This window comes from Cryptosporangium minutisporangium, assembly GCF_039536245.1.
GTDB lineage: Bacteria > Actinomycetota > Actinomycetes > Mycobacteriales > Cryptosporangiaceae > Cryptosporangium > Cryptosporangium minutisporangium.
Genome location: NZ_BAAAYN010000051.1, coordinates 21,568 through 41,149, shown reverse-complemented (window position 1 = coordinate 41,149; position 19,582 = coordinate 21,568). Strand labels below are relative to the sequence as shown.

At 70.6% G+C, this 19,582-nt stretch carries 19 protein-coding genes and 1 pseudogene; 15 read left to right on the top strand and 5 right to left on the bottom strand.

The annotated features are described in order from the left end of the window. Positions 1-140 precede the first annotated feature (140 nt). From ABEB28_RS35380 to pafA, 3 genes are all read left to right on the top strand, one after another. A complete protein-coding gene (locus ABEB28_RS35380; RefSeq protein WP_345732634.1) occupies positions 141-758 on the top strand; it encodes a class I SAM-dependent methyltransferase in 618 nt (205 codons plus the stop codon). Positions 759-846: 88 nt separating this feature from the next. Then, positions 847-1,446 carry a dTDP-4-dehydrorhamnose 3,5-epimerase family protein gene (locus ABEB28_RS35375; RefSeq protein WP_345732633.1) on the top strand — a complete coding sequence of 200 codons (600 nt, stop codon included), beginning with the start codon at positions 847-849 and terminating at the stop codon, positions 1,444-1,446. Positions 1,447-1,536: 90 nt separating this feature from the next. Continuing rightward, positions 1,537-2,895, top strand: a complete 1,359-nt coding sequence (gene pafA / locus ABEB28_RS35370; RefSeq protein WP_345732632.1) for a Pup--protein ligase — start codon at positions 1,537-1,539, stop codon at positions 2,893-2,895. Between the two features lie 174 nt (positions 2,896-3,069). On the opposite strand, the gene ABEB28_RS35365 is transcribed toward pafA, so the two are convergent. Next, entirely contained in the window at positions 3,070-3,786 is a 717-nt protein-coding gene (locus ABEB28_RS35365) for a DUF4232 domain-containing protein (RefSeq protein WP_345732631.1), read from the bottom strand. A 177-nt stretch (positions 3,787-3,963) separates the two neighbouring features. On the opposite strand from ABEB28_RS35365, the gene ABEB28_RS35360 reads away from it, so the two are divergent. Continuing rightward, complete coding sequence (locus tag ABEB28_RS35360; RefSeq protein WP_345732630.1) at positions 3,964-5,487, top strand: IPT/TIG domain-containing protein; 1,524 nt, start codon at positions 3,964-3,966, stop codon at positions 5,485-5,487. A 79-nt stretch (positions 5,488-5,566) separates the two neighbouring features. Here ABEB28_RS35360 and ABEB28_RS35355 read toward each other — a convergent pair whose 3' ends face one another. After that, on the bottom strand, positions 5,567-6,643 hold the full coding sequence (locus tag ABEB28_RS35355) for a DUF3866 family protein (RefSeq protein WP_345732629.1): 1,077 nt from the start codon (positions 6,641-6,643) through the stop codon (positions 5,567-5,569). Positions 6,644-6,745: 102 nt separating this feature from the next. Here ABEB28_RS35355 and ABEB28_RS35350 point away from each other — a divergent pair. The 4 genes and pseudogenes from ABEB28_RS35350 to ABEB28_RS35340 form a co-directional block, all read left to right on the top strand. Beyond that, a pseudogene (locus ABEB28_RS35350) lies at positions 6,746-7,543 on the top strand (helix-turn-helix transcriptional regulator); the annotation flags it as partial. Between the two features lie 36 nt (positions 7,544-7,579). Continuing rightward, complete coding sequence (locus tag ABEB28_RS43375) at positions 7,580-8,113, top strand: WCX domain-containing protein (RefSeq protein ID WP_446684885.1); 534 nt, start codon at positions 7,580-7,582, stop codon at positions 8,111-8,113. Beyond that, positions 8,110-9,078 (top strand): helix-turn-helix transcriptional regulator, encoded by a 969-nt coding sequence (locus tag ABEB28_RS35345; protein ID WP_345732627.1) that lies wholly within the window; start codon positions 8,110-8,112, stop codon positions 9,076-9,078. The genes ABEB28_RS43375 and ABEB28_RS35345 overlap by 4 nt, the downstream gene beginning before the upstream one ends. A gap of 268 nt (positions 9,079-9,346) precedes the next feature. Next, positions 9,347-9,574, top strand: a complete 228-nt coding sequence (locus ABEB28_RS35340; RefSeq protein ID WP_345732626.1) for a hypothetical protein — start codon at positions 9,347-9,349, stop codon at positions 9,572-9,574. Between the two features lie 201 nt (positions 9,575-9,775). Here ABEB28_RS35340 and ABEB28_RS35335 read toward each other — a convergent pair whose 3' ends face one another. Next, a complete protein-coding gene (locus tag ABEB28_RS35335; protein WP_345732656.1) occupies positions 9,776-10,582 on the bottom strand; it encodes a sulfite exporter TauE/SafE family protein in 807 nt (268 codons plus the stop codon). Positions 10,583-10,824: 242 nt separating this feature from the next. Here ABEB28_RS35335 and tatA point away from each other — a divergent pair, with 242 nt between their 5' ends. The 6 genes from tatA (at position 10,825) to ABEB28_RS35305 (ending at position 15,378) form a co-directional block, all read left to right on the top strand. Further along, positions 10,825-11,121 (top strand): Sec-independent protein translocase subunit TatA, encoded by a 297-nt coding sequence (gene tatA / locus ABEB28_RS35330; protein ID WP_345732625.1) that lies wholly within the window; start codon positions 10,825-10,827, stop codon positions 11,119-11,121. A gap of 59 nt (positions 11,122-11,180) precedes the next feature. Next, complete coding sequence (gene tatC, locus ABEB28_RS35325) at positions 11,181-12,065, top strand: twin-arginine translocase subunit TatC (protein WP_345732624.1); 885 nt, start codon at positions 11,181-11,183, stop codon at positions 12,063-12,065. A gap of 63 nt (positions 12,066-12,128) precedes the next feature. Beyond that, on the top strand, positions 12,129-13,070 hold the full coding sequence (locus ABEB28_RS35320; protein WP_345732623.1) for a diacylglycerol kinase family protein: 942 nt from the start codon (positions 12,129-12,131) through the stop codon (positions 13,068-13,070). 91 nt (positions 13,071-13,161) lie between these two features. Then, positions 13,162-13,572 (top strand): hypothetical protein, encoded by a 411-nt coding sequence (locus ABEB28_RS35315; protein WP_345732622.1) that lies wholly within the window; start codon positions 13,162-13,164, stop codon positions 13,570-13,572. A gap of 112 nt (positions 13,573-13,684) precedes the next feature. Further along, positions 13,685-14,608 carry a methyltransferase domain-containing protein gene (locus ABEB28_RS35310; RefSeq protein WP_345732621.1) on the top strand — a complete coding sequence of 308 codons (924 nt, stop codon included), beginning with the start codon at positions 13,685-13,687 and terminating at the stop codon, positions 14,606-14,608. After that, a complete protein-coding gene (locus ABEB28_RS35305) occupies positions 14,605-15,378 on the top strand; it encodes an SDR family NAD(P)-dependent oxidoreductase (protein WP_345732620.1) in 774 nt (257 codons plus the stop codon). The genes ABEB28_RS35310 and ABEB28_RS35305 overlap by 4 nt, the downstream gene beginning before the upstream one ends. Before the next feature lie 60 nt (positions 15,379-15,438). Here ABEB28_RS35305 and ABEB28_RS35300 read toward each other — a convergent pair whose 3' ends face one another. Beyond that, the gene (locus tag ABEB28_RS35300; RefSeq protein ID WP_345732619.1) at positions 15,439-16,434 is read right to left on the bottom strand and encodes an IPT/TIG domain-containing protein; all 996 of its coding nucleotides are present in this window, start codon (positions 16,432-16,434) and stop codon (positions 15,439-15,441) included. A gap of 243 nt (positions 16,435-16,677) precedes the next feature. Next, positions 16,678-17,388: an HAD family hydrolase gene (locus ABEB28_RS35295; RefSeq protein WP_345732618.1), complete on the bottom strand. Its 711-nt coding sequence runs from the start codon at positions 17,386-17,388 to the stop codon at positions 16,678-16,680. Positions 17,389-18,041: 653 nt separating this feature from the next. On the opposite strand from ABEB28_RS35295, the gene ABEB28_RS35290 reads away from it, so the two are divergent. Continuing rightward, the gene (locus ABEB28_RS35290; protein WP_345732617.1) at positions 18,042-19,556 is read left to right on the top strand and encodes a polysaccharide biosynthesis protein; all 1,515 of its coding nucleotides are present in this window, start codon (positions 18,042-18,044) and stop codon (positions 19,554-19,556) included. Positions 19,557-19,582 lie beyond the last annotated feature (26 nt).

Here is a 19,582-nt window from a genome sequence, read left to right as displayed (position 1 = left end):
CTCCTATCGGCGCTCGATCGACGGGTCTGAGTGCTCTTCGTGCCGGGGCGATAAGGTGCCGGAGACACCGCAAGGGGTCGGGAGGACGCCGCGGCAAACGCCGGACCGGACTGCCGCAGGCTCGACAGGGAAGGTTGGCCGTGCCCACCAACGACGTTCCGGGAACCGCCGGCGCTGACTACGCCGAGCGCCTCCAGCGGCTCGAGACCGCACGCTGGAAGCAGGTGCTCGACGTCCAGGCGCCGTACCGGTGGAACCTGCGCAGGCTCGAGCTGGGGCGCACGCTCGACGTCGGCTGTGGCATCGGCCGGAACCTCTCGCACCTCTCCGACGGCAAGAACCCGCCGCCGGTCGGCGTCGACCACAACGCCACGTCGATCGAGCTGGCCAGGCAGCGCGGCTTCACCGCGTACACGGTCGACGAGTTCCACTCCTCGGCCGACGCGAAGCCCGACTCGTTCGACGCGATCCTCGCCTCGCACCTGGTCGAGCACCTGCTGGAGCCGGACGCCAAGGCGGTGGTGGAGTCCTACCTCCCGTACCTCCGCTCGGGCGGGCGGGTCGTGTTCATCACGCCGCAGGAGAAGGGCTACACGACCGACGCGACCCACATCCGGTTCAGCGGCTTCGACGAGGTCTCCGCGCTGGCCAGGGACGTCGGTTTGACCGTGCTGAAGAAGTACTCGTTCCCCTTCCCGCGCTTCGCCGGCAAGGTGTTCGCCTACAACGAGTTCGTGGTCGTCGCCCGGAAGCCCTGAGTTCCGTGTTCCACTGACGACGGTGCTCCACTGACGACGGTGGCGAGGCGGCGCCGCGCGGGCCTGGAGGGGCCGCTACGGTTGCCTGGTGAAGATTCGACCGTTGAGCATCGACGGCGCCTGGGAGATCACGCCGGTCCAGCACGGCGACCCCCGCGGCCTGTTCACCGAGTGGTACCGCTTCGACCATCTCGCCGAGGCGGTCGGGCAGCCGCTGCGGCTCGCTCAGGGCAACCTCTCGGTCTCCGCGCGCGGGGTCGTGCGCGGGATCCACTTCGCCGACGTGCCGCCGAGTCAGGCCAAGTACGTCGCCTGCGTCCGCGGTGCGGTGGTTGACGTGATCGTCGATCTGCGGGTGGGGTCGCCGACGTTCGGGCAGCACGAGATGGTCCGCCTCGACGACGTCGACCGGCGCGCGGTCTACCTCGCCGAGGGCCTCGGTCACGGGTTCTGCGCGCTCACCGACGACGCGACGCTGACCTACCTCTGTTCGGAGACGTTCGCGCCGACGCGGGAGCACGCGATCCACCCGCTCGACCCAGAGCTGAACATCGACTGGCCCGCCGAGAGCCCGCAGCTGTCCGCCAAGGACGCCGCCGCGCCGTCGCTCGCCGAATCGCTCGCCGCCGGAGCGTTGCCCGACTACGAAGAGTGCAAGAACTACTACGCGTCGCTGAATCGGGCGTAATCCGAAACGGAGAGCGACCGCCGTAGGGGGCAAATCCACCACGCTCGCCGTTGCCGGGTGCAGGCGTGCAACGGCGGCTAGTGTTCAATCATGGAGCGGCGGATCTTCGGTCTCGAGACCGAGTACGGAGTCACGTGTACGTTCCGGGGCCAGCGGCGTCTCTCGCCCGACGAGGTGGCGCGGTACTTGTTCCGGCGGGTGGTCTCGTGGGGTCGGTCGAGCAACGTCTTTCTTCGCAACGGCGCCCGGTTGTACCTCGATGTCGGTTCCCATCCCGAGTACGCCACCCCGGAGTGTGACTCGGTCGCCGACCTCGTCACGCACGACCGGGCCGGCGAGCGGATCCTTGAAGGCCTGCTGGTCGACGCCGAACGTCGGCTGCGGGACGAGGGCATCGCCGGGGACATCTACCTGTTCAAGAACAACACCGACTCGGCCGGCAACTCGTACGGATGCCACGAGAATTTCTTGGTCTCGCGGCACGGGGAGTTCGCGCGACTGGCCGACGTCCTGATCCCGTTCCTCGTCACCCGTCAGCTGATCTGCGGCGCAGGCAAGGTGCTGCAGACGCCTCGCGGCGCGGTCTACTGCCTGTCCCAGCGGGCCGAGCACATCTGGGAGGGCGTCTCGTCGGCGACCACCCGGTCGCGCCCGATCATCAACACCCGGGACGAGCCGCACGCCGACGCCGAGCGGTTCCGGCGCCTGCACGTGATCGTCGGCGACTCGAACATGAACGAGGTCACGACGCTGCTCAAGGTCGGCGCCGCCGACATCGTGCTGCGGATGATCGAGGCCGGCGTGACGATGCGCGACCTGACGCTGGAGAACCCGATCCGGGCGATCCGCGAGGTCTCGCACGACATCACCGGTCGGCGGACGGTGCGGCTCGCCAACGGCAAGGAGATCAGCGCGCTCGACATCCAGATGGAGTACCACTCCAAGGCGTCGGAGTTCGTCGACCGGTACGGCGGCGGTCCGGCCGCCCACCGGATCATCGACCTCTGGGGCCGGGTGCTGAAGGCCGTCGAGGGCGACGACCTGGGCTCGGTCGAGCGAGAGATCGACTGGGTGACGAAGCTGAAGCTGATCGAGCGGTACTCCGAGCGGCACGGGCTGTCGCTCTCCAGCCCGCGGGTGGCGCAGCTCGACCTGGCCTATCACGACATCCGGCGCGGTCGCGGCGTGTTCCAGGTGATGGAGAAGCGCGGCGCGGTCGAACGGGTGACCCGCGATCTGGACGTGTTCGCGGCGAAGTCGATTCCGCCGCAGACGACGCGGGCGCGGCTGCGCGGCGAGTTCATCCGGCGGGCGCAGGAGCGGCGGCGGGACTTCACCGTGGACTGGGTGCACCTGAAGCTGAACGACCAGGCGCAGCGGACGGTGCTCTGCAAGGACCCGTTCCGGGCCGTGGACGAGCGCGTGGATCGGTTGATCGCCAGCATGTGAGGTAGTCCGTCGGCGGCCCGCCCCGGTTGTGTTCGGGGCGGGCCGCCGACGTGTCGTGGGCGGCGTGGTTCGGTGCGCACGCCGGCGTCCCGACATCCACAGCCGATTGACGAGAACCCAACACGCCCAGGCCGTCGGGCACGTTGACTTGTCGTCAAACAGCGGACGTTCGCCCTACCAGTTGATGATGTCGGTGGTCGTCGGCTGGATGGCTCCGATCATGATCCGGCTGACCGCGAAGCCTTTCTGCTCGGCGGTGGAGAAGCCGGCCAGCTCGGCCGTGGCCGAGCCCGAACCCGGCGCGCCCACCCGGAAGCCGTCACCCGTCCGGCAGCCGGTTGCGGTCGGCGGGCAGCTCCGCCACTGCAGCCCGGCGAACGCCGAGCGCTGCGGCGCCAATGCGACCGCCACCGGCGTCCGCGGCTGGTTCACGTTCATCGTCGGGACGCCGACCGCCGCGCCGCCTCTCGTCAGGTTGACGGTGGGCCAGCCGCTCAACGAGCAGGGCCTGGTGCCCTTGTTGGTGAGCGCGACGAGGCCGACGGCAGGACCGTTCTTGGCCTTGTTCAGCTGCCGGATGACCCGGACTGACAGCTGGCCGGTCTTGCACGCGGCGAGGTTGCCTGGTGCCGGTGGCGGCGCCTGCGTGGCCGGGTTGAGCGGCGCGGCGGCCGGAGGCGGCGGCGCGCTGGTACGGATGGCCGGGGGAGAGCCGGGCAGTACACGCTTCGTGGTCTCCGACGGCTGCGGCACGACCGGCGCCGAAGCGACACCCTCCGCCGTCGGCGAGGCCGCCGGCTCCTGCCGGTCGTCGTTACTCCCACCGCAGGCCGCCAGCGCTACGAGAAGCACCCCGGCGCCGGCTAGTCCTCTGACGTTCCGCGTCCTCATCGCCCACCCCGTCCGACGTCGTTTCGCCGGCCGTTCACCGGCGCGTTCGCGGCTTCAGGGTGCCGGATCGATCGCGACACGCCAGACAGACGCGCCGAGAACGCCAGCAACCATCCAATAAGGGGAAAAGTTAACGCCTATAGCGAAGTGTGCCGGCGCGGGCCTGCGAGACGGCTTATGTGGCGAATCTTCCTGATGGTGTATAGGTACGGTAATGTCCGATTCGTTCCGCGACCGGCGGTGCCGATCGGACCGCTGGCTCGTCTCGACACACATCTTTCGCATCGGCTACGGGCCCCTGCGTCACTACGACAGGACTTCGCCTCAATGACGATTCAAAGACCATCCACCACCAAGTGGACCGCGCGCGTCGGCATCGTGGCTGCGGTCACCGCCACGACCCTGGTGGCCACCGCTAACCCCAGCCAGGCGGCACCGATTACCGTGAGCCCGGCTAGCGGTGCCGGCGGTACGTACATCAACCTCAATACGACGACCGCCAACACGTTCAGTCCTACCAGGCCGGATGCTCCGGAGGCGGTTCAGTTCCAGACTGCTGCGTGCAACACGGCGTTGACCACCACTCCGACTCCCGGCCGAATCATGCCGGACGTGGCTACCGCGGGCACGACCACGGTCACCGAGACCGGCGCCGGGGCCTTCGTCAACGGTGACGTCGGAAAGGTCATCAACGGCACGGGGATCCCGTCGGGTGCGACCATCACTGCGGTTGATGCCGTCGCCGGTACGGCGACGATCAGCGCGGCCGCGACCGGGACTGCCTCTGGGCTGAACGTGTCCATCGGTGTCGCAGCCGGCCCGTACCCGGCTCAGTCCGTCCGGTACATCACTCCGACCCGGCTGGTAGTTCAGGTGCCCCCGCTCCCCGCCGTGGCCGCGGGTACTCGCTGGTACGTCTGCGTCTATAGCGTGGCCAGCGGCGCCTCGACCGTGATCGCGAACACGACTGCCGCTGCGTTCACCTCGTATCCGGTGGCGAACGTCACCGCCGTGGAGCCCAACAGCGGCCCCTCTGCGGGTGGCAACACGTTCACGATCGAGGGCACCGGCTTCGGCGCATCGACGACCGCCAATACGGTGACGATCGGCGGCGTCGCCGCCCGGGTCACCGCCGCTACGGCATCATTGATCACCGCGGTCGCGCCGCCGGGACTCGGCGCCGACCGACCTATTGTGGTCACGACCCCAGCCGGACAGGCAACGTTCACGACTCCCACCGAAGCCGAGTACGACTATCTCGACGCATTGTCGGTGACTCCGCAAACCGCACCGGCCACTGCCGCCGCGACACTGGTGATCACAGGCTCCGGCTTCAGCGGCTACAACTGGAGCGGCGTGACCCCGCTCAATGTGGGTACCAACGACTTCACGATGGACAACAGCCCACACATCATTCTGTCGATCGGTGGTCTCTTCAGCCCGACCGCCGATCAGCCGGCCTTCGGCGCCGCAGCGGCGGAGTGCATCAACGCGGTGGCTCTGTCCGACACCGAGCTGATCTGCACGTTGGACCCGACGGTCGCAGGTGCAGCGAACCACACGAACGGGGCTGCGGTCCGGCCGGGTGCGTACCAGGTGCAGCTGATCGACGACACGACGCCCGACGCTGACGTCGCCGATGCAGAAGACCGGGTCTCGGTGGTCACCAGCGGCTCGACGTTCACGATCGCGCCGTACTGATCAGCCAGTCCGTGACCGCGTGCCGTTGAGGCAGCACTAGTTCCTCGGCCCGGGCCCTTGTGCCCGGGCCGAGGTGCGTTCAGAGGTGGGCTGCGGCGTGGCGGCCGGCGACCGCGGCGGCGTCGAAGTAGACGCGATCTTCGTCGAGGCCACGCCCCATCGAGGACAGCTTCACCGGCAGGGCCCGCAGCGCCTCGTCGAGCCCGTCGAGCGGCACGTCGATCACCCGATGCCGGTCCGGCAACTCCGCCAGCTGATCCCGCACCCGCTGGGCCAGCTCAGTAGGCAGTGGCATCGGCACCGGCAGGTCGGCAGGTGCCAGCGCCACCCGCCCGTACGCGGTCAGCGAGTGGTGTGACACCCCTCGGTGCCGCTCTCGCGCGTCGCCCGAGGAGATCCGCAGCGATCCGACCGCGCGCCCCCCGAGTACGGAAACGGCGTTCACCGCCTCGCCGACCGCGACCCCCGAGAACCCCCACGGCGTCCCCGTGCCGAGATTCCCCGGCCCTTGGGCGACGATCGCCACGTCGGCCGCGAGCACGTGCCGCGCCGCCAGCAGCCCGGTGTGCAGCGTCACCGCCTCCAGGTCACCGCCGAACGCCTGGCCCACGGTCACCGTGCCCACCAGCAGATCGGAGGAGCGGAGCGTCGCCACCGTCCGGGAGAACCAGAGCGGCAGCGCCCCGCCGTCCGTCATCACGTAAGCGACCCGGGCATCAGGCCGGGAAGCCCGCACCCCGGCCAGGATCGCCGGCAGCGCCGAGTGCAGGTCGGCCACCACGACCGGCATGCCGTCGAGGGAAGCGTCCGACGCCAGCACCGCGTGGTGCGGCGAGTCCTGCTCGTCCACGCCCAGCACCGTCACCTGCTGAGGCGCGTACCGCGCCTTCACCATGTGCCCGGGGCCCTCGACCACCGGAGGGTCCGGGGGCAACCGGTCGGGCAGCGCGACGACGAGCGCGTAGCCGCCGGTGCCGAGCCCCATCGCCACGGCGGTCGTGTTCAACAGGACGGTGTCGCCGGGCTCCGGCGTCCCCACGATCGCTGGATACGCCAGCGCGCGCATCGGGGAACCATCCACGGTGACGGACAGTTCCACCGCCCCGGACCAGCCACGCCCGACCGATTCCACCTGTCCCCGCCGCCACCGAATCACGTCGCACACCGTAGTCCCTGCCCGACTCAAATGACCCGCCGTCATCAACAGGCGGCCGGGGTGCGCCACGCCGGTCGCAGAAGTGAAGTAGCGTCGTTCGGTGTGTCCCGTCGACGCACCGAACGCCTGGTCAACCTGCTGCTCTGCCTGCTCTCGACACGCCGGTATCTCACCGCTGCGCAGATCGCGACGATCGTGCCCGGATACGAGCACGACGAGGATGATCCGAAATCGCACGAAGCGTTCCAACGCATGTTCGAACGCGACAAAGGCGAGCTTCGCGACCTTGGTGTGCCCCTCGAAACCGGCACGAACAGCGTGTTCGACAGCGAACCGGGCTACCGCGTCACTCGCGGTGACTACGCGCTCCCGGAAGTCCACCTCGACCCCGAGGAGGCGGCCGCCGTCGGCATCGCCGCGCGACTCTGGCACCACGCCGAGCTCTCCACCGCGGCGTCGTCCGGGCTGACGAAGTTGCGGGCGGGCGGCGTCGACCTGGTCGATGGCCCGCCGCTGGGTATCGAACCGGTGGTGAGCGCCGATCCGGCGCTCACCCCGATGCTCGGCGCGATCAACGTCCGCCGCGCCGTGCGGTTTTACTACCGCACCCCGCGTGACGGGGAGCCGCGCCAGCGGCGACTCCAACCGTGGGGTGTCGTGTCCTGGCGGGGGCGCTGGTACGTGATCGGGCACGACCTCGACCGCGGCGCGACGCGGTGCTTCCGCCTGTCGCGCGTCGCGGGGACGGTCACCCCGTTCGGCCCGGCCGACGCGTTCGCGCCGCCGGACGGCCTCGACCTGGTCGCGCAGGTCGCGGCCTTCGACCCGGAGCCGTCGCAGCACAAGACCGCCCAGGTCCGGGTGCGGGTCGGGGCGGCCGCAGGCCTGCGACGCTGGGCCGATGCCGTGCAGCCCGAGGAGGAGAGCCCTCCCGAAATGCTCGATGCGGACGTCGCCCAGGCGGGCATCGGCCGTGAGGTCCTCGTCGACGACCCGGACGCACCGGTGCACGCCGTCCGTCCGCCGGACGAGCCGCAGACCGCCGACGCCGACCCCGATCTGGACGACGGGGCGTGCGGTGAACCGGCGCCGGACGCGAAGGCGGCCTGGGACCTCGTCACGCTCAGCTACTCCGACCCGGAGGCGCTCGCCGGCCGGCTGGCCGGCTACGGCTCGGCCGTGGTGGCGCTGTCCCCGCCCGAGGTGCGCAACGCCGTGATCCGACACCTGTCCCGCATCGCGGCCGGCATACCGATACCCCGTCGGCCGGGCGGTTCGGACGATTCCGGGCGCGCGGAGCCGCCTCGGTCGACGAAAGGCCTGGGGGGCGGCGCGAGCGACGGGCCGCGAACGGCTGCGGCGGGTGATGCCGACGGACCGCAGTCGGCCGTGGCCGACGATGTCGACGGACCGCCGTGGGAACCGTCCGCGATCATGGCGGCCGGTAGCCGGAAGGAGTCGGGACGATGAGCGGCTCCGGAACCGAACGTCTCGCCCGCCTGCTCGCGCTGGTGCCGTATCTGCAGGCCCGGCCCGGTGCGCTGATCTCCGAGGTCGCGGCCGACCACGGCGTCTCGGAGAAGCAGCTGCGCGACGATCTGCAGCTGCTGTTCGTCTGCGGCCTGCCCGGCTACGGACCCGGCGACCTGATCGACATGTCGCTGGACGACGACACCGTGACGCTCACCTATCACGCCGAGCTCGACCGGCCGCTCCGGCTGACCGCGGACGAGGCACTCGCGCTGATCGTCGCGCTGCGGGCACTGGCGGAGACGCCGGGTGTGGACGGCGACGCGGTGGGACGGGCCCTGGCGAAGGTGGAGCGGGCCGCGGGGGAGGCCGGCCGGTCGGCGAAGCAAGTCGCGATCACCGTCGGTTACGAGGACACCGGCATCGCCGCCCGGGTTCGTGGTGCGCTGGAGCGGGGCCGGGCGCTGAAGATCGTCTACTACACCGCGGGTCGCGACGCGACGAGCGAGCGGGTGATCGACCCGATGCGGCTGCTCGTCGTCGATGGGCGGGGCTACCTGGAGGCCTGGTGCCGCCGGGCCGAGGCGGTGCGGATGTTCCGCCTCGACCGGATCGACGCCCTGGAAGAGCTGCCCGAGCCGTCGGTGCCGGCGCGGGGCCTGGCCGGGTCGGACGGCAGCTTCCGGCTGTCGGACGGTGCGGTGTTCGAGCCGCCGCCGGACAGCCCGCTGGTGACGCTGCGCGTCGGACTCGGCAGCCGGTGGGTCACCGAGTACTACCCGTGCGAGGACGTCCGTGCCGAAGACGGCGGTACGTGGCTGGTGACGCTCAAGGCCAGCGACCTGGAGTGGGCTCGTCGGCTGTCCATGGGGCTCGGGGAGGACGCCGAGGTGGTCGGCCCGGAGGAACTCGTCGAACTGGTGCGCTCCGAGGCGCGGGCGGCGTTGGCGGCCTACACCGGCTGACGTCGGCACGCCGAGTTGCCGCGCCCACCTCGCGGCCGCCCTGCGACGCAGCGCCCCGCCTCGCGGCCGCCGAGCGCGGGACACCCACACTCGCGGCCTTCTCGCGCTGCGGCCTGCCTCGCCTCGCGGCCTTCCTGGGCTGCGGCCCGCCTCGCCTCGCGGCCTTCCTGGGCTGCGGCCCGCCTCGCCTCGCGGCCGCCGTTGCGTCGTGCTGGCGCCTCGGGGGCGCGACCGCGCTCGGCGAAGCCGTTGCATTAGGGTGCGGTCTGTGACCGTTGCGAGCTGGATCGTCGTAGCCCTGGTCGTGGTGGGTGTCGTCGCGCTGGGTGCGTTGGCCGCGCCGTTGCTGCCCAAGCTCCGCCGGCTGCAGCATGCCGTGGGGGTACTCCGGGGCAAGGCCGCTGAGGCGCAGACGCTGCAGGCCGAGCTGGAACGCCTTCAGGCGCGCGTGCTGGAAGTGCAGGCCAAGGTCGAGGCGGTCCGCCCCACTCCCTGAGCGCGCTTCCGCGTGGCCGCGTGTCGTACCGCGCCGCCGCCGCGCGCGCCCGCACAGCGCTCGCGCCCGCAGCAGCGTCCGCGCCACGCCACGCCACTCTGCCGCGCAAGATGATCGCGTCGCCCTCCGACCGCGGCGCGCATCACGGCCGCGCCGTCAACCCCCATGACCACGCCGAAGCGTGCGGCGCCTGAGAGGGCGTCACTCGTGGCGCCATACCCGAACCGCCGAGAACAGCAGCAACGCCACCAGCAGCGGCACCAGAACAGGTACCGGCACCACCCCCAGCAACAACCCGCCCAACACGGTGCCCGTGATCGACCCTGCGGCCATCACCAGCACGAAAACCCACTGTTCCCGAATGACCCGGAAGGAGTCGTCCCGCCGGTAGCGGGCGAACGCCACCAGCATCGTCGGCAACGACACCGCCAACGACAGGCTGCCCGCGGTCTTGATGTCGATCGCGAACAACAGCACGATCGTGGGGATCAGCAGCTCGCCCCCGGCCACTCCCATGATCGCCGCGACCACACCGATCCCAGCCCCGGCGGCCACCCCGGCCACGACCCGGACGACCGGTGGCAGCTCCAGTGCCTGAACCTCGCCGACGTGCGTCACCGCGAACGCCACGGCGATCAGCACCAGCAACCCGGCCAGCACCCGATACAGCGTCGCCGAACGCATTCGGGTCGCCCACGCGGCTCCCAGCCACGCGCCCACGACACTCCCGGCGAGCAGGTTGGCCACGACCGTCCAGTGTTCGGCGAGCTGATCGAACGGAACGGCCCCCAGCCGCGCGGGCAGCGCGGTGAACACCACGACCAGGCTCATCGCCTTGTTCAGGATCACCGCTTGCAGCGCCACGAACCCGAACACGCCGATCAACAGCGGCAGCCGGAACTCCGCGCCGCCCAGCCCGATCATGCCGCCCAGCACACCGATCGCCGCGCCCCAGCCAGCCGCCACGATCAGCAACCGTGGGCCACCCCGGCGGAGCTCCCCGACGATGACGCGCCGCCGCGACCGGTCCGCACGCCCTCGCTGCACGGCCCCGAACCTACGGGACGACCCAATCGCGAGGAACGTTTCCGCGCCGGTTCGTCGCCGTGCTGAATCGCGACGGCCTGGGCTTCGTCGACCCCGCTCCGGGCCGCCCCGCTCGTCGGGTTCTCAGCCCTAGGACCTATCCTTCCGATCGCCTGCCCGGTGAGACGTACGATGAACCGGTATCCGATAGGAGAGGTGTCGTCATGGGTGCTCTGAAGCCCTGGCATATCGCAGTACTCGTCGTCGTGCTGCTCTTGCTGTTCGGGGCGAAGCGTCTGCCCGACGCGGCTCGCGGCCTCGGCCGTTCGCTGCGGATCTTCAAGGCCGAGACCAAAGGCCTCATGGAGGACGACGTCAAGGGCAAGGCCGAGGCCAAGCACGAACGTGCGCCGCTGACCGACGATCGCGGCGATCCGGCAGACCAGTTCGGTGAGCGGCCCAACCCGGTCGTCGAATCCCGGGTGGTCGACTCACGAAGCGAGACCCGCGACCAGCGGTGAGCCCGGCGCTCCGCCTCCGTCGACGCACGCCGAAGAGGCCGGTGTCGCCGGACGGCTCGATGACGCTCATGGAGCACATCCGTGAGTTGCGTGACCGCCTGTTCAAGGCGTGCCTGGGCATCGTCCTCGGCCTCTGTATCGGCCTGTACTTCTCCCTGCCGGTACAACGGTTCCTGACCGAGCCCTACTGCAGCCGATTCGCCGACGGCGAGTGCGCGCTCAACGCCACGACGCCACTCGAGCCGACGATCGTCCGCTTGAAGATCGCGCTCTACCTGGGCCTGATCATCGCGTCGCCGATCTGGCTGTTCCAGCTGTGGGCGTTCGTCGCTCCCGGGCTGCACGCCCGGGAGCGGAAGTGGTCGTACGCGTTCATCGCGTTCGCCGTGCCGCTGTTCGTCGCAGGCGCCGTGCTCGCGCACTTCGTCGTCGCGAAGGGCATCGAGTACCTGCTCCCGGTCGACGGGGAGTATCAGTTCACGACGAACATCGCCGGTTACATCGATTTCGTGACCGGCATGCTGATGATCTTCGGTGTCGGGTTCGAGTTCCCGCTGATCGTGTTCATGCTGAACCTCGCCGGGGTGGCGAGCGCGAAGCGGCTGCTCGGTTGGTGGCGCGCCGCGGTGTTCCTGACGTTCGTGTTCACCGCGATCGTCACGCCGACCCCCGACCCGTTCGGCATGACCGCGCTCGGCCTGGCGATGACCGCGCTCTACTTCGCCGCGGTCGGTGCCGCGTTCCTCAACGAGCGTCGGCGCGCCCGCGTCGCCGCCCGGAACGGGCTCGCCGGCCTGGCGGACGACGAGGCGTCGGAGATCGAGCCGGTGCTCGAGCCGGTCGAGGCGAGCGGCCCGGTCCAAGCCAGCGGTCCGGTCCAAGCCAGCGGTCCGGTCCAAGCGAGTGCGGACCCCGCGCCGACCCGCCGGGACGACCTCGAGTAACACCGCACGACGACGCGGCCCCGCCGGTGGGGCCGCGTCGTTCGGCGAGCGATAGGGTGCGCCGTGTCTTTGGCGGTAATCGCGCACCCGGCTGCCGGGCGTGGCCAGGTCGGGCGGCACCTGCCCGCAGTGCTGGCCGCGCTTCGTGCGGCCGACCCCGTTGTCCTGCCCGCATCGACCAGAGCCGACGCGATCGCCGCCGCGCGCGCTGCGGTCGAGGCGGGCGCCGTCGGCGTGGTTGCGGTCGGTGGTGACGGCACCGCGCACCTCGCCTTGCAGGCGGTCGCCGGGACCGGTGTCCCGCTCGGCCTGATCCCATTGGGCACCGGCAACGACTTGGCGGACGCCGTAGGAGTGCCGGCCGATCCGGTCGCCGCCGCCCACGCGGTGCTCGCCGATCTCGCGGCCGCGCGAACCACCGTCATCGACGCCGTGCGCGTGTCCAGCGCGGCACCGCTATCGACCGCACCCCCTCACGCGACCGCACCCCCGCACGCGGACGGACCCTGGTACGCCGCGATCCTCTCGGTGGGCTTCGACTCAGCGGTGAACGCCCGGGCCAACCGGATGCAGTGGCCCCGCGGTCCCCGCCGCTACGATCTTGCGATCCTCGCCGAGCTGGCGCGGCTCCGCACGTACCCGCTCACGCTCGAGCTCGACGGGACGACCGTCGAAGGGCCCGCCCTGCTCGTCGCGATCGGCAACACCCGCAGCTACGGCGGCGGCATGCGGATGTGCCCGGACGCCGACCCCACCGACGGTCTGCTCGACGTCACGGTCGTCGACCCGGTGAGCCGATTGGAACTGATCCGGGTCAAGCCCCGCCTGTACTCGGGAACCCACGTCACGCACCCCGCGGTCCGTACCTACCGAGCCGCCACGATCCGGGTGGACGCCCCGGGCGCGAGCGTGTTCGCGGACGGTGAGCCGCTCGTGCCGCTGCCGCTCACGCTGACCTGCGTTCCCGACGCCGTTCGGCTGATCGGCGCGCAACTCTCCAGCTGACGTCGAGACGGGTGCGGATCGGGAGCACTGGTAAAGGCGGCGACGTGCGCGCCGATGAGGTGGGTTGACGACTCGTTCGAGAGGAACCGCCGTGCCCACCCGCCGTCTCGCCGCCGCCTTTCTCGGGCTCGCCGTCCTTCTCGGCGTCCTGGTCGGCCCGGCTGCACCGGCCCACGCGGACCCGTACTGGCGCGTGCAGGTGCGCGTGACCGCAGCGAAGTCGGCCTGCACTGTGACCTGGGTCCGTAGCTACTGGGACGGCCCGGTCAGCGCGTACAAGATCTGGGTCGTGCCGCAGAACATCGCGCCCGGAGCGCCGCAGACCTACCGGAAGGTGAACGTGCGGCCTCCGGCCACCGGTGGCACCGCGAACGTGCGGGTCGGGTCGTTGACCCGGCGCGCGCCGTACGTGTTCTGGCTCGAAGCGATCTACCCGAGCTACTTCCGCAGCGCTCCGATCAGCATGCAGGTCGCGACCAGCCGGGTCTGCGTCCCGACCTGACCGGCCGCGGTCGGGGCCGCTCCTCGTTCGGCGGACCGCTGTCCGCTCCGCCGCCCGCCGGATGGAAGGATGCCTACCGGCGGATCGGGCGAACGGGCGGAGGACTTCCACGGTGCTGGTGGACGTCGTCGACCGGCTCCGCTGCCCGCACTGCGCCGCGCGCACGGGTGACGACGTCGGTCTCGCGCTCGACGGACGGACCCTGGGCTGCCCCGCCGGGCACAGCTTCGACGTGGCGAAACAGGGATACGTCAGCCTCCTCACCGGCCAGGCGCCCACGGTGCCGGGTGACACGGGCGCGATGGTCGCGGCCCGGGAGGCGTTCCTCGCGGGCGGCCACTTCGCCGATCTCACCGCCGCGCTAGCCACCCACGCCGCCCAGTTCGCCGCCGACTCCCCGTCGGCCCCCGAGGAGCGGACCGACTTGCTGTCGGGCGCCGACGGCGGGACCCGCGGCGCGGCGGGGTGTGTCGTCGACCTCGGCGCCGGGACCGGGCACCACCTCGCCGGGGTCCTGGACGCGGTGCCCGGCTGGGTCGGCGTCGCCGCGGACATCTCCGGCTACGCACTGCGCCGAGCGGCCCGCGCGCACCCTCGGGCCGGTGCGGTCCGGTGCGATGCCTGGCGTCCGCTGCCGCTGCGGACCGGCGCGGCCGACGTCGTCCTCATTGTTTTTGCTCCGCGCAACGGCGCGGAACTGCACCGCGTGCTGCGCCCCGGCGGGGTCGTGGTCGTGGCCGCGCCGACCGACCGGCACCTGCGGGAGCTCGCGACCGCGGTGGGAGCCGTCTCGGTCGATCCGCGGAAGACCGACCGCCTCGACGCCGCGCTCGGGCCGTACCTGACGGCGACCGGCGCGCAGACCCACGAGACCACCCTGCGGTTGAGCCACGCGGAGGCGGTGACCGCGGTCGCGATGGGTCCGGCGGCCTGGCACGTCGACCCGGCAACCCTGGAAGCCCGGGTCGCGACGCTCGCCGAGCCGGTCGAGGTCACCGTGTCGGTCACCCTCAGCGTCTACCGGAGGACGGCGTGACGGAGTACTTGAACGAACTGTTCTCGCTGGCCGGCCGCGTCGCGCTGGTGACCGGCGGTAGCTCGGGGATCGGCCGGACGATGGCCGGTGCGCTCGGTCGGGCCGGTGCGCGGGTCGTCGTGGTCGCGCGTCGCCAGGACGCTCTCGACGAGACGGTCGCGGAGCTGCGCGGGCACGGTGTCGAGGCGGTGGCGGTCAGCGCCGACCTGGGCGACCGGGGCGAGGTGGCGCGGGCCGCCGAGGAGGCCGCCGCGGTGTTCGGGGAGCCGGACATCGTGGTGACCGCGGCCGCGGTCAACCACCGGCCGCCGATGGACGAGCTCTCGCTCGACGACTGGGACGCCACGCTGGAGCTGAACCTCACCGCGCCGTTCCTGCTCGGACAGCGGTTCGGCCCCGGCATGGCGGCCCGTGGCTGGGGCCGCATCATCCACGTGGCGTCCCAACAGGCCGTCCGGGCGTATCTGAACAGCGGTGCGTACGGAGTCTCGAAGGGTGGCGTGACCGCGCTGACCCGGTCGCAGGCCGAGGCGTGGTCCGCGCGCGGTGTGTGCTGCAACGCGGTGGCGCCCGGCGTGGTGCGGACGCCGCTCACCGCGCCGGTCTTCGCCGACCCGGCCAAAGCCGGTGCGATGGCGGCCCGCACGATGATCGGCCGCAACGGCGAGCCGGACGACTACGCGGGCGTCGCGGTGTTCCTCGCGAGCGACGCCGCGGCGTACGTCACCGGTCAGACGCTCTTCGTCGACGGCGGCTTCTCGGTGCACTGAGCCTCCGGGACGCCGAACGCCGGAACCCCGACAGGGGCCCCGGCGTCTGACTCGGGAGGGTTACAGCTCGCTGTAGGTGTAAGTCGCGCCGGCGGTCACCGCGGCCACGGCGCCGTTGCTGAACTCGGGCAGGACCGAGACCGGTCCGGCGTCGCCCGCCGGGATGTCCTGGCAGGTCCAGGTCGTCGACGCCTTGCCGGCGACGGCCGTGCAGGAAAGGGCGTCCTCGCCGATCTTCCACTCCGCGCCGGTCAGGCCTGCGCCGGTGATCGTCAGGGCCGGCTTGGGTTTGTCGCCGTCGATGCCCTCGGTCCCGGTCGTCTTGCCGGACGTCACGCTGAGCCTGCTCACCACCGCGGCGTACGTGGCGTGCTCGTCGTCCACCGGGCCGGGAACACCGTCGTTGAACACCGCGACCGTGACCGCACCGCCGCTCGTGGTCGGCGTTCCGGGAGGCGCGGCGAGGTCGACGTGGGTCGCGTCCACGTACTTCAGCTTGCCGAGCACGCCGTTGACGGTCGCGCTGATCTTCTTCGACGCGAACGTCGGTGCGGTGCCGAGGTCGAGGTTGTCGCCGCTGAGCGTCAGGCGCACGACCGTACCGCCGGCGGCGCTGAACACGGTGTCGGCCGGGACCGCGACCGCGATCGGCGGGAGGTAGGTGAAGTCGTCCGCGGTGGTGTTCGCGGTCGTGTGGTCGCCGTCGGTGATCTTGACCTGCACCTTCACCAGGTCTCTCAGATCCGATGAGGCGGGGACGGGCGCCCTGGTGGCGAGCTGGGTGTCGGAGAGCACGTTGAAGAAAGCGACCGCCTGGGTGCCGAACATGACGCTCGCCGGCACGCCTTCGTCGAGAGCGTTGAAGCCCTTTCCGGTGATGACGACCGCGGTGCCGCCGGCGATGTTGCCCTTGCTGATGCTCAGCGACTTGATCGACAGCGCGGGCGCGACCGCGGCGGACGCGATGGACGCGCCGGCGAGCACCGCACCGCTGGCCAGGACGCTGGCCCCGAGCGCGGCGACGAGGCGAGTGCGCCGGGTGCGGACAGCAAGCATGGGGGTCTCCTCCGTGAGACCGGCACGCTCCGTGCCTGGTCCGGACCGCGATCGCGGGTGCGTTCGCGCTTCGCCGGGGAGGTCGGCGCGGGAATCGCCGAGCTGAGCCTTCACCGGCGGTTCCGGCCGAACGGCTGATCCTCCCCGGCCGTTCAGCGGTCCGCCCGCCGCCGGGAAGCACTCGGCCCGGCCCGACCGGTCCCAGGCGGCCTGGGCCGGCCGCGCCAGGCCGGCGCGCGGTGGTCAGATTCCCGCGAGCGCCAACACCGCCGCCAAGCCGTGGACCACACCGGGCGGGCTGGCCGGCAGCACCAGCACCGGCATCCCTACCTCGACCGCCCCCGCGTCCGCGGTCGTGTCCCCGACCATCAGCGCGCGCTCCGGCACCACGTCGAGCGCTTCGCACGCCGCGTGGAAGATCTTCGGGCTCGGCTTCATCACCTCGAGCTCGTACGAGAACACGAACGCGTCGATCCAGCGGCTCAGCCCGTGCTGGTCGAACGTCGGCCGCAGGTCGTGCGCGATGTTGCTGACCACGGCGACCTTGATGCCGTGTTCCTGCAGGGTGGCGAGCACCGGTGCGGCGTCCGGGTAGGGCACCCAGGCCTCCGGCGGCAGCATCGCGTCGTAGAGCGCGTCGACGAGTCGGGGGTCGGGCAGGTCGGCGCGGGCCATCAGCGCGGTGTAGGTCTCCCGGTGCAATTCCGGGGTGAGGTCCCGGGACGCGTACGCGTCGATCAGCGCACCGGTGAGGTCCGACGGCGCGGGACCGCCGGGGCGACCGGCCCACAGCAGCCGCTCGGTCAGCTCGGCTGCCTCCGTGGGGGAGTAGTGGAGTCCGAGCGGAGTAGCGGCTCTCCGGAGCCACTCCTCGGCGGGCTCGACCGAGAGCAACGTGCCGGAGAAATCGAAGAGGACGGCGTCAATAGGGCGGAGCTGTCGGGCATCTGACACGTCGCCACGTTAACCCACTTCACCACGTCGACTGCGGTCGAGGCACTCCTATCGGCGAAGTAGGTAATGCGTGGTTCTCGCGTGAAACAGGCTCGCTATTAGGAAACAAATATGTAATGGTAATAAGTCGTCAGGCGACCCTCGGTGACGATTGCACGGATATCTGTCGCGGGAAAAGCGCTGTTGACCACGGTTCAGGGGGCCGTACGTCGGTATTGTTTCGACGAAAGTATGTCCCAGTGCTAGCACTCCCCGTGACCCCGTCGCCGATGTGGTGGCAACTGCCGGATTCGGTACTCCGCGATCTCGACTTCGACCCGATCGGCTTGCGGGACCGATAGCGTGGGGATGCGCGTGGGCTGTATTGTCTTTTCCCGGCGGGCCTTCGTGTATTCGAAACTTTCCGTTAACCCAGAACCCTGATCGGTGCCGGACGGCGTGAATGGAGCGTGGGTGGCAACCCAGACGATTCCCATTCACGCGCTGCGCCGGGCGTCAGGCGAAGGGTCGCGAATCAGCCAGGGCGATCGTGCGATCCACACCCCCACCACCCCCTCGGCCGGGGCCGCGGAGGCCCTGGCCGCGTCGGGGAGTCGGTGGGTGTCCGTAGACGACTCCAGACGGTCACGAACATCGAGGATGGGGGGCAGTCCATGCTCAGTCGAGCCGAGATCATCGACGAAATCCTGGCGCTGGCACCGGCAGGCGACTTCGGTCCGAACCCGGAACCCGTGCGCGCCCGGCTGTGGGGCCTGACCAGCGCGCTGATCAAGTCCTACGACGCCGACGAACCGATCACCGTCGACCCGATGGAGATCTACCGGCAGCGCGCGGTTCCACTGGAGACGACTCGCCTCGCCGACTTCCTGCGCGGCAAGCGGGTGCTCGTCACCGGCGCGGCCGGTGCGGTCGGCTCGGAGGTCGTCGCCGCGCTGGCCAACCGTCTGCCGACCGGCGCGATCTGTGCGCTCGACCTGCGCGACTCACCGATTCCGGAGGGTGCGGAGAACCGCGTCGTTCCGGTGATCGCCGACATCCGCGACCTGGAAGCGACCGGCAAGGTCTTCGCCGAGTTCAACCCGGAGATCGTCTACCACCTCGCCGCACAGCGGGAACCCGGTCTCGCCGAGTTCGAGACCGCGTTCACGATCAGCACGAACATCACCGGCACGCGGAACGTCCTGACGCTCTGCGACCAGTTCGGGGTGGACATCTGCGTCCACGCCTCCACCGGAAAAGCGGCCAGGTACTACACGCCCGACATCTACGCGGGCAGCAAGAAGGTCGCGGAGTGGATGATCGCCGAGGAAGCGCCGTCGCTCGCGACGAAGATCGGCATGGTCCGGTTCACGCACATCGCCGAGAACAGCATCGTCTTCGACGACTTCCGGCGGAAGGTCGACGCCGGCGTCCTGAACATCCACGAGCCCTATCGCTTGATGTACGTGCAGAGCATGTCCGAGGCGGTGGCCCTGGTGCTCAACACGACGCTCTATGTGGACGACGGCGAGGCGACGCTCGTCACGGTCGGTGACCTCGGTTGGCCGCTCGACATCCTCCGGCTGGCTCTGCACACGATCGCGGTGAGCGGCCGAGACGTCCCGCTCTGCTTCATGGGCCTGCCGGCCGGCTACGAGAAGCACACGTTCCTCGGTCAGCTCGACTGGTCGGACCCGTGCAAGACCCACCCGATGCTCAACGCGCTGGAGTCCGACGACGCCCACCTCACCGAGGACGAGGGGATGATGATCTCCCGCCCCTCGCACCCGTCGGTTCCGGTGGCCGCCGAGATCGAGCGGCTCTGCGCGGACGTGGAGAGCTCCGACGTCGACGATCGCGCCGTGCACAAGAAGCGGCTCGCCGACTTCCTGCAATGGGGCTGCCGTGCCACGTTCGACGGCGCCGACCCGGCGCAGCGGATGCGGATCCTGACATGGGGCTGCGACCCGGACATCCTGGCGCGAGAAGGTGCGACGGTTCAGGATCTCGGCCCGGTCGTCCCGCTTCTCGTGGATTCCTTGCGAGGAGCGCAGTTCGACGGAGCCCGACAGGGTCTGAACGTCGAACGGGTGACGCGGACGCTGCGCTGTCTCTCGGAGGTTCCCGAGCTGAAGCCGATGGTCGACGGTATTTCCGTGGTGAGCGGGGAAGTTGCAACCACGGCGTAGCGGAAATCGGTACATGAATTCGACGG

Bases quoted from the DNA above. Each gene is read 5' to 3' on its own strand.
- tatA (WP_345732625.1), top strand. From the start codon at position 10,825: ATGGGTGCTCTGAAGCCCTGGCATATCGCAGTACTCGTCGTCGTGCTG.
- ABEB28_RS35360 (WP_345732630.1), top strand. From the start codon at position 3,964: ATGTGGCGAATCTTCCTGATGGTGTATAGGTACGGTAATGTCCGATTC.
- ABEB28_RS35290 (WP_345732617.1), top strand. From the start codon at position 18,042: ATGCTCAGTCGAGCCGAGATCATCGACGAAATCCTGGCGCTGGCACCG.
- pafA (WP_345732632.1), top strand. From the start codon at position 1,537: ATGGAGCGGCGGATCTTCGGTCTCGAGACCGAGTACGGAGTCACGTGT.
- ABEB28_RS35365 (WP_345732631.1), bottom strand. From the start codon at position 3,786: ATGAGGACGCGGAACGTCAGAGGACTAGCCGGCGCCGGGGTGCTTCTC.
- tatC (WP_345732624.1), top strand. From the start codon at position 11,181: ATGACGCTCATGGAGCACATCCGTGAGTTGCGTGACCGCCTGTTCAAG.
- ABEB28_RS35345 (WP_345732627.1), top strand. From the start codon at position 8,110: ATGAGCGGCTCCGGAACCGAACGTCTCGCCCGCCTGCTCGCGCTGGTG.
- ABEB28_RS35300 (WP_345732619.1), bottom strand. From the start codon at position 16,434: ATGCTTGCTGTCCGCACCCGGCGCACTCGCCTCGTCGCCGCGCTCGGG.
- ABEB28_RS43375 (WP_446684885.1), top strand. From the start codon at position 7,580: ATGCTCGATGCGGACGTCGCCCAGGCGGGCATCGGCCGTGAGGTCCTC.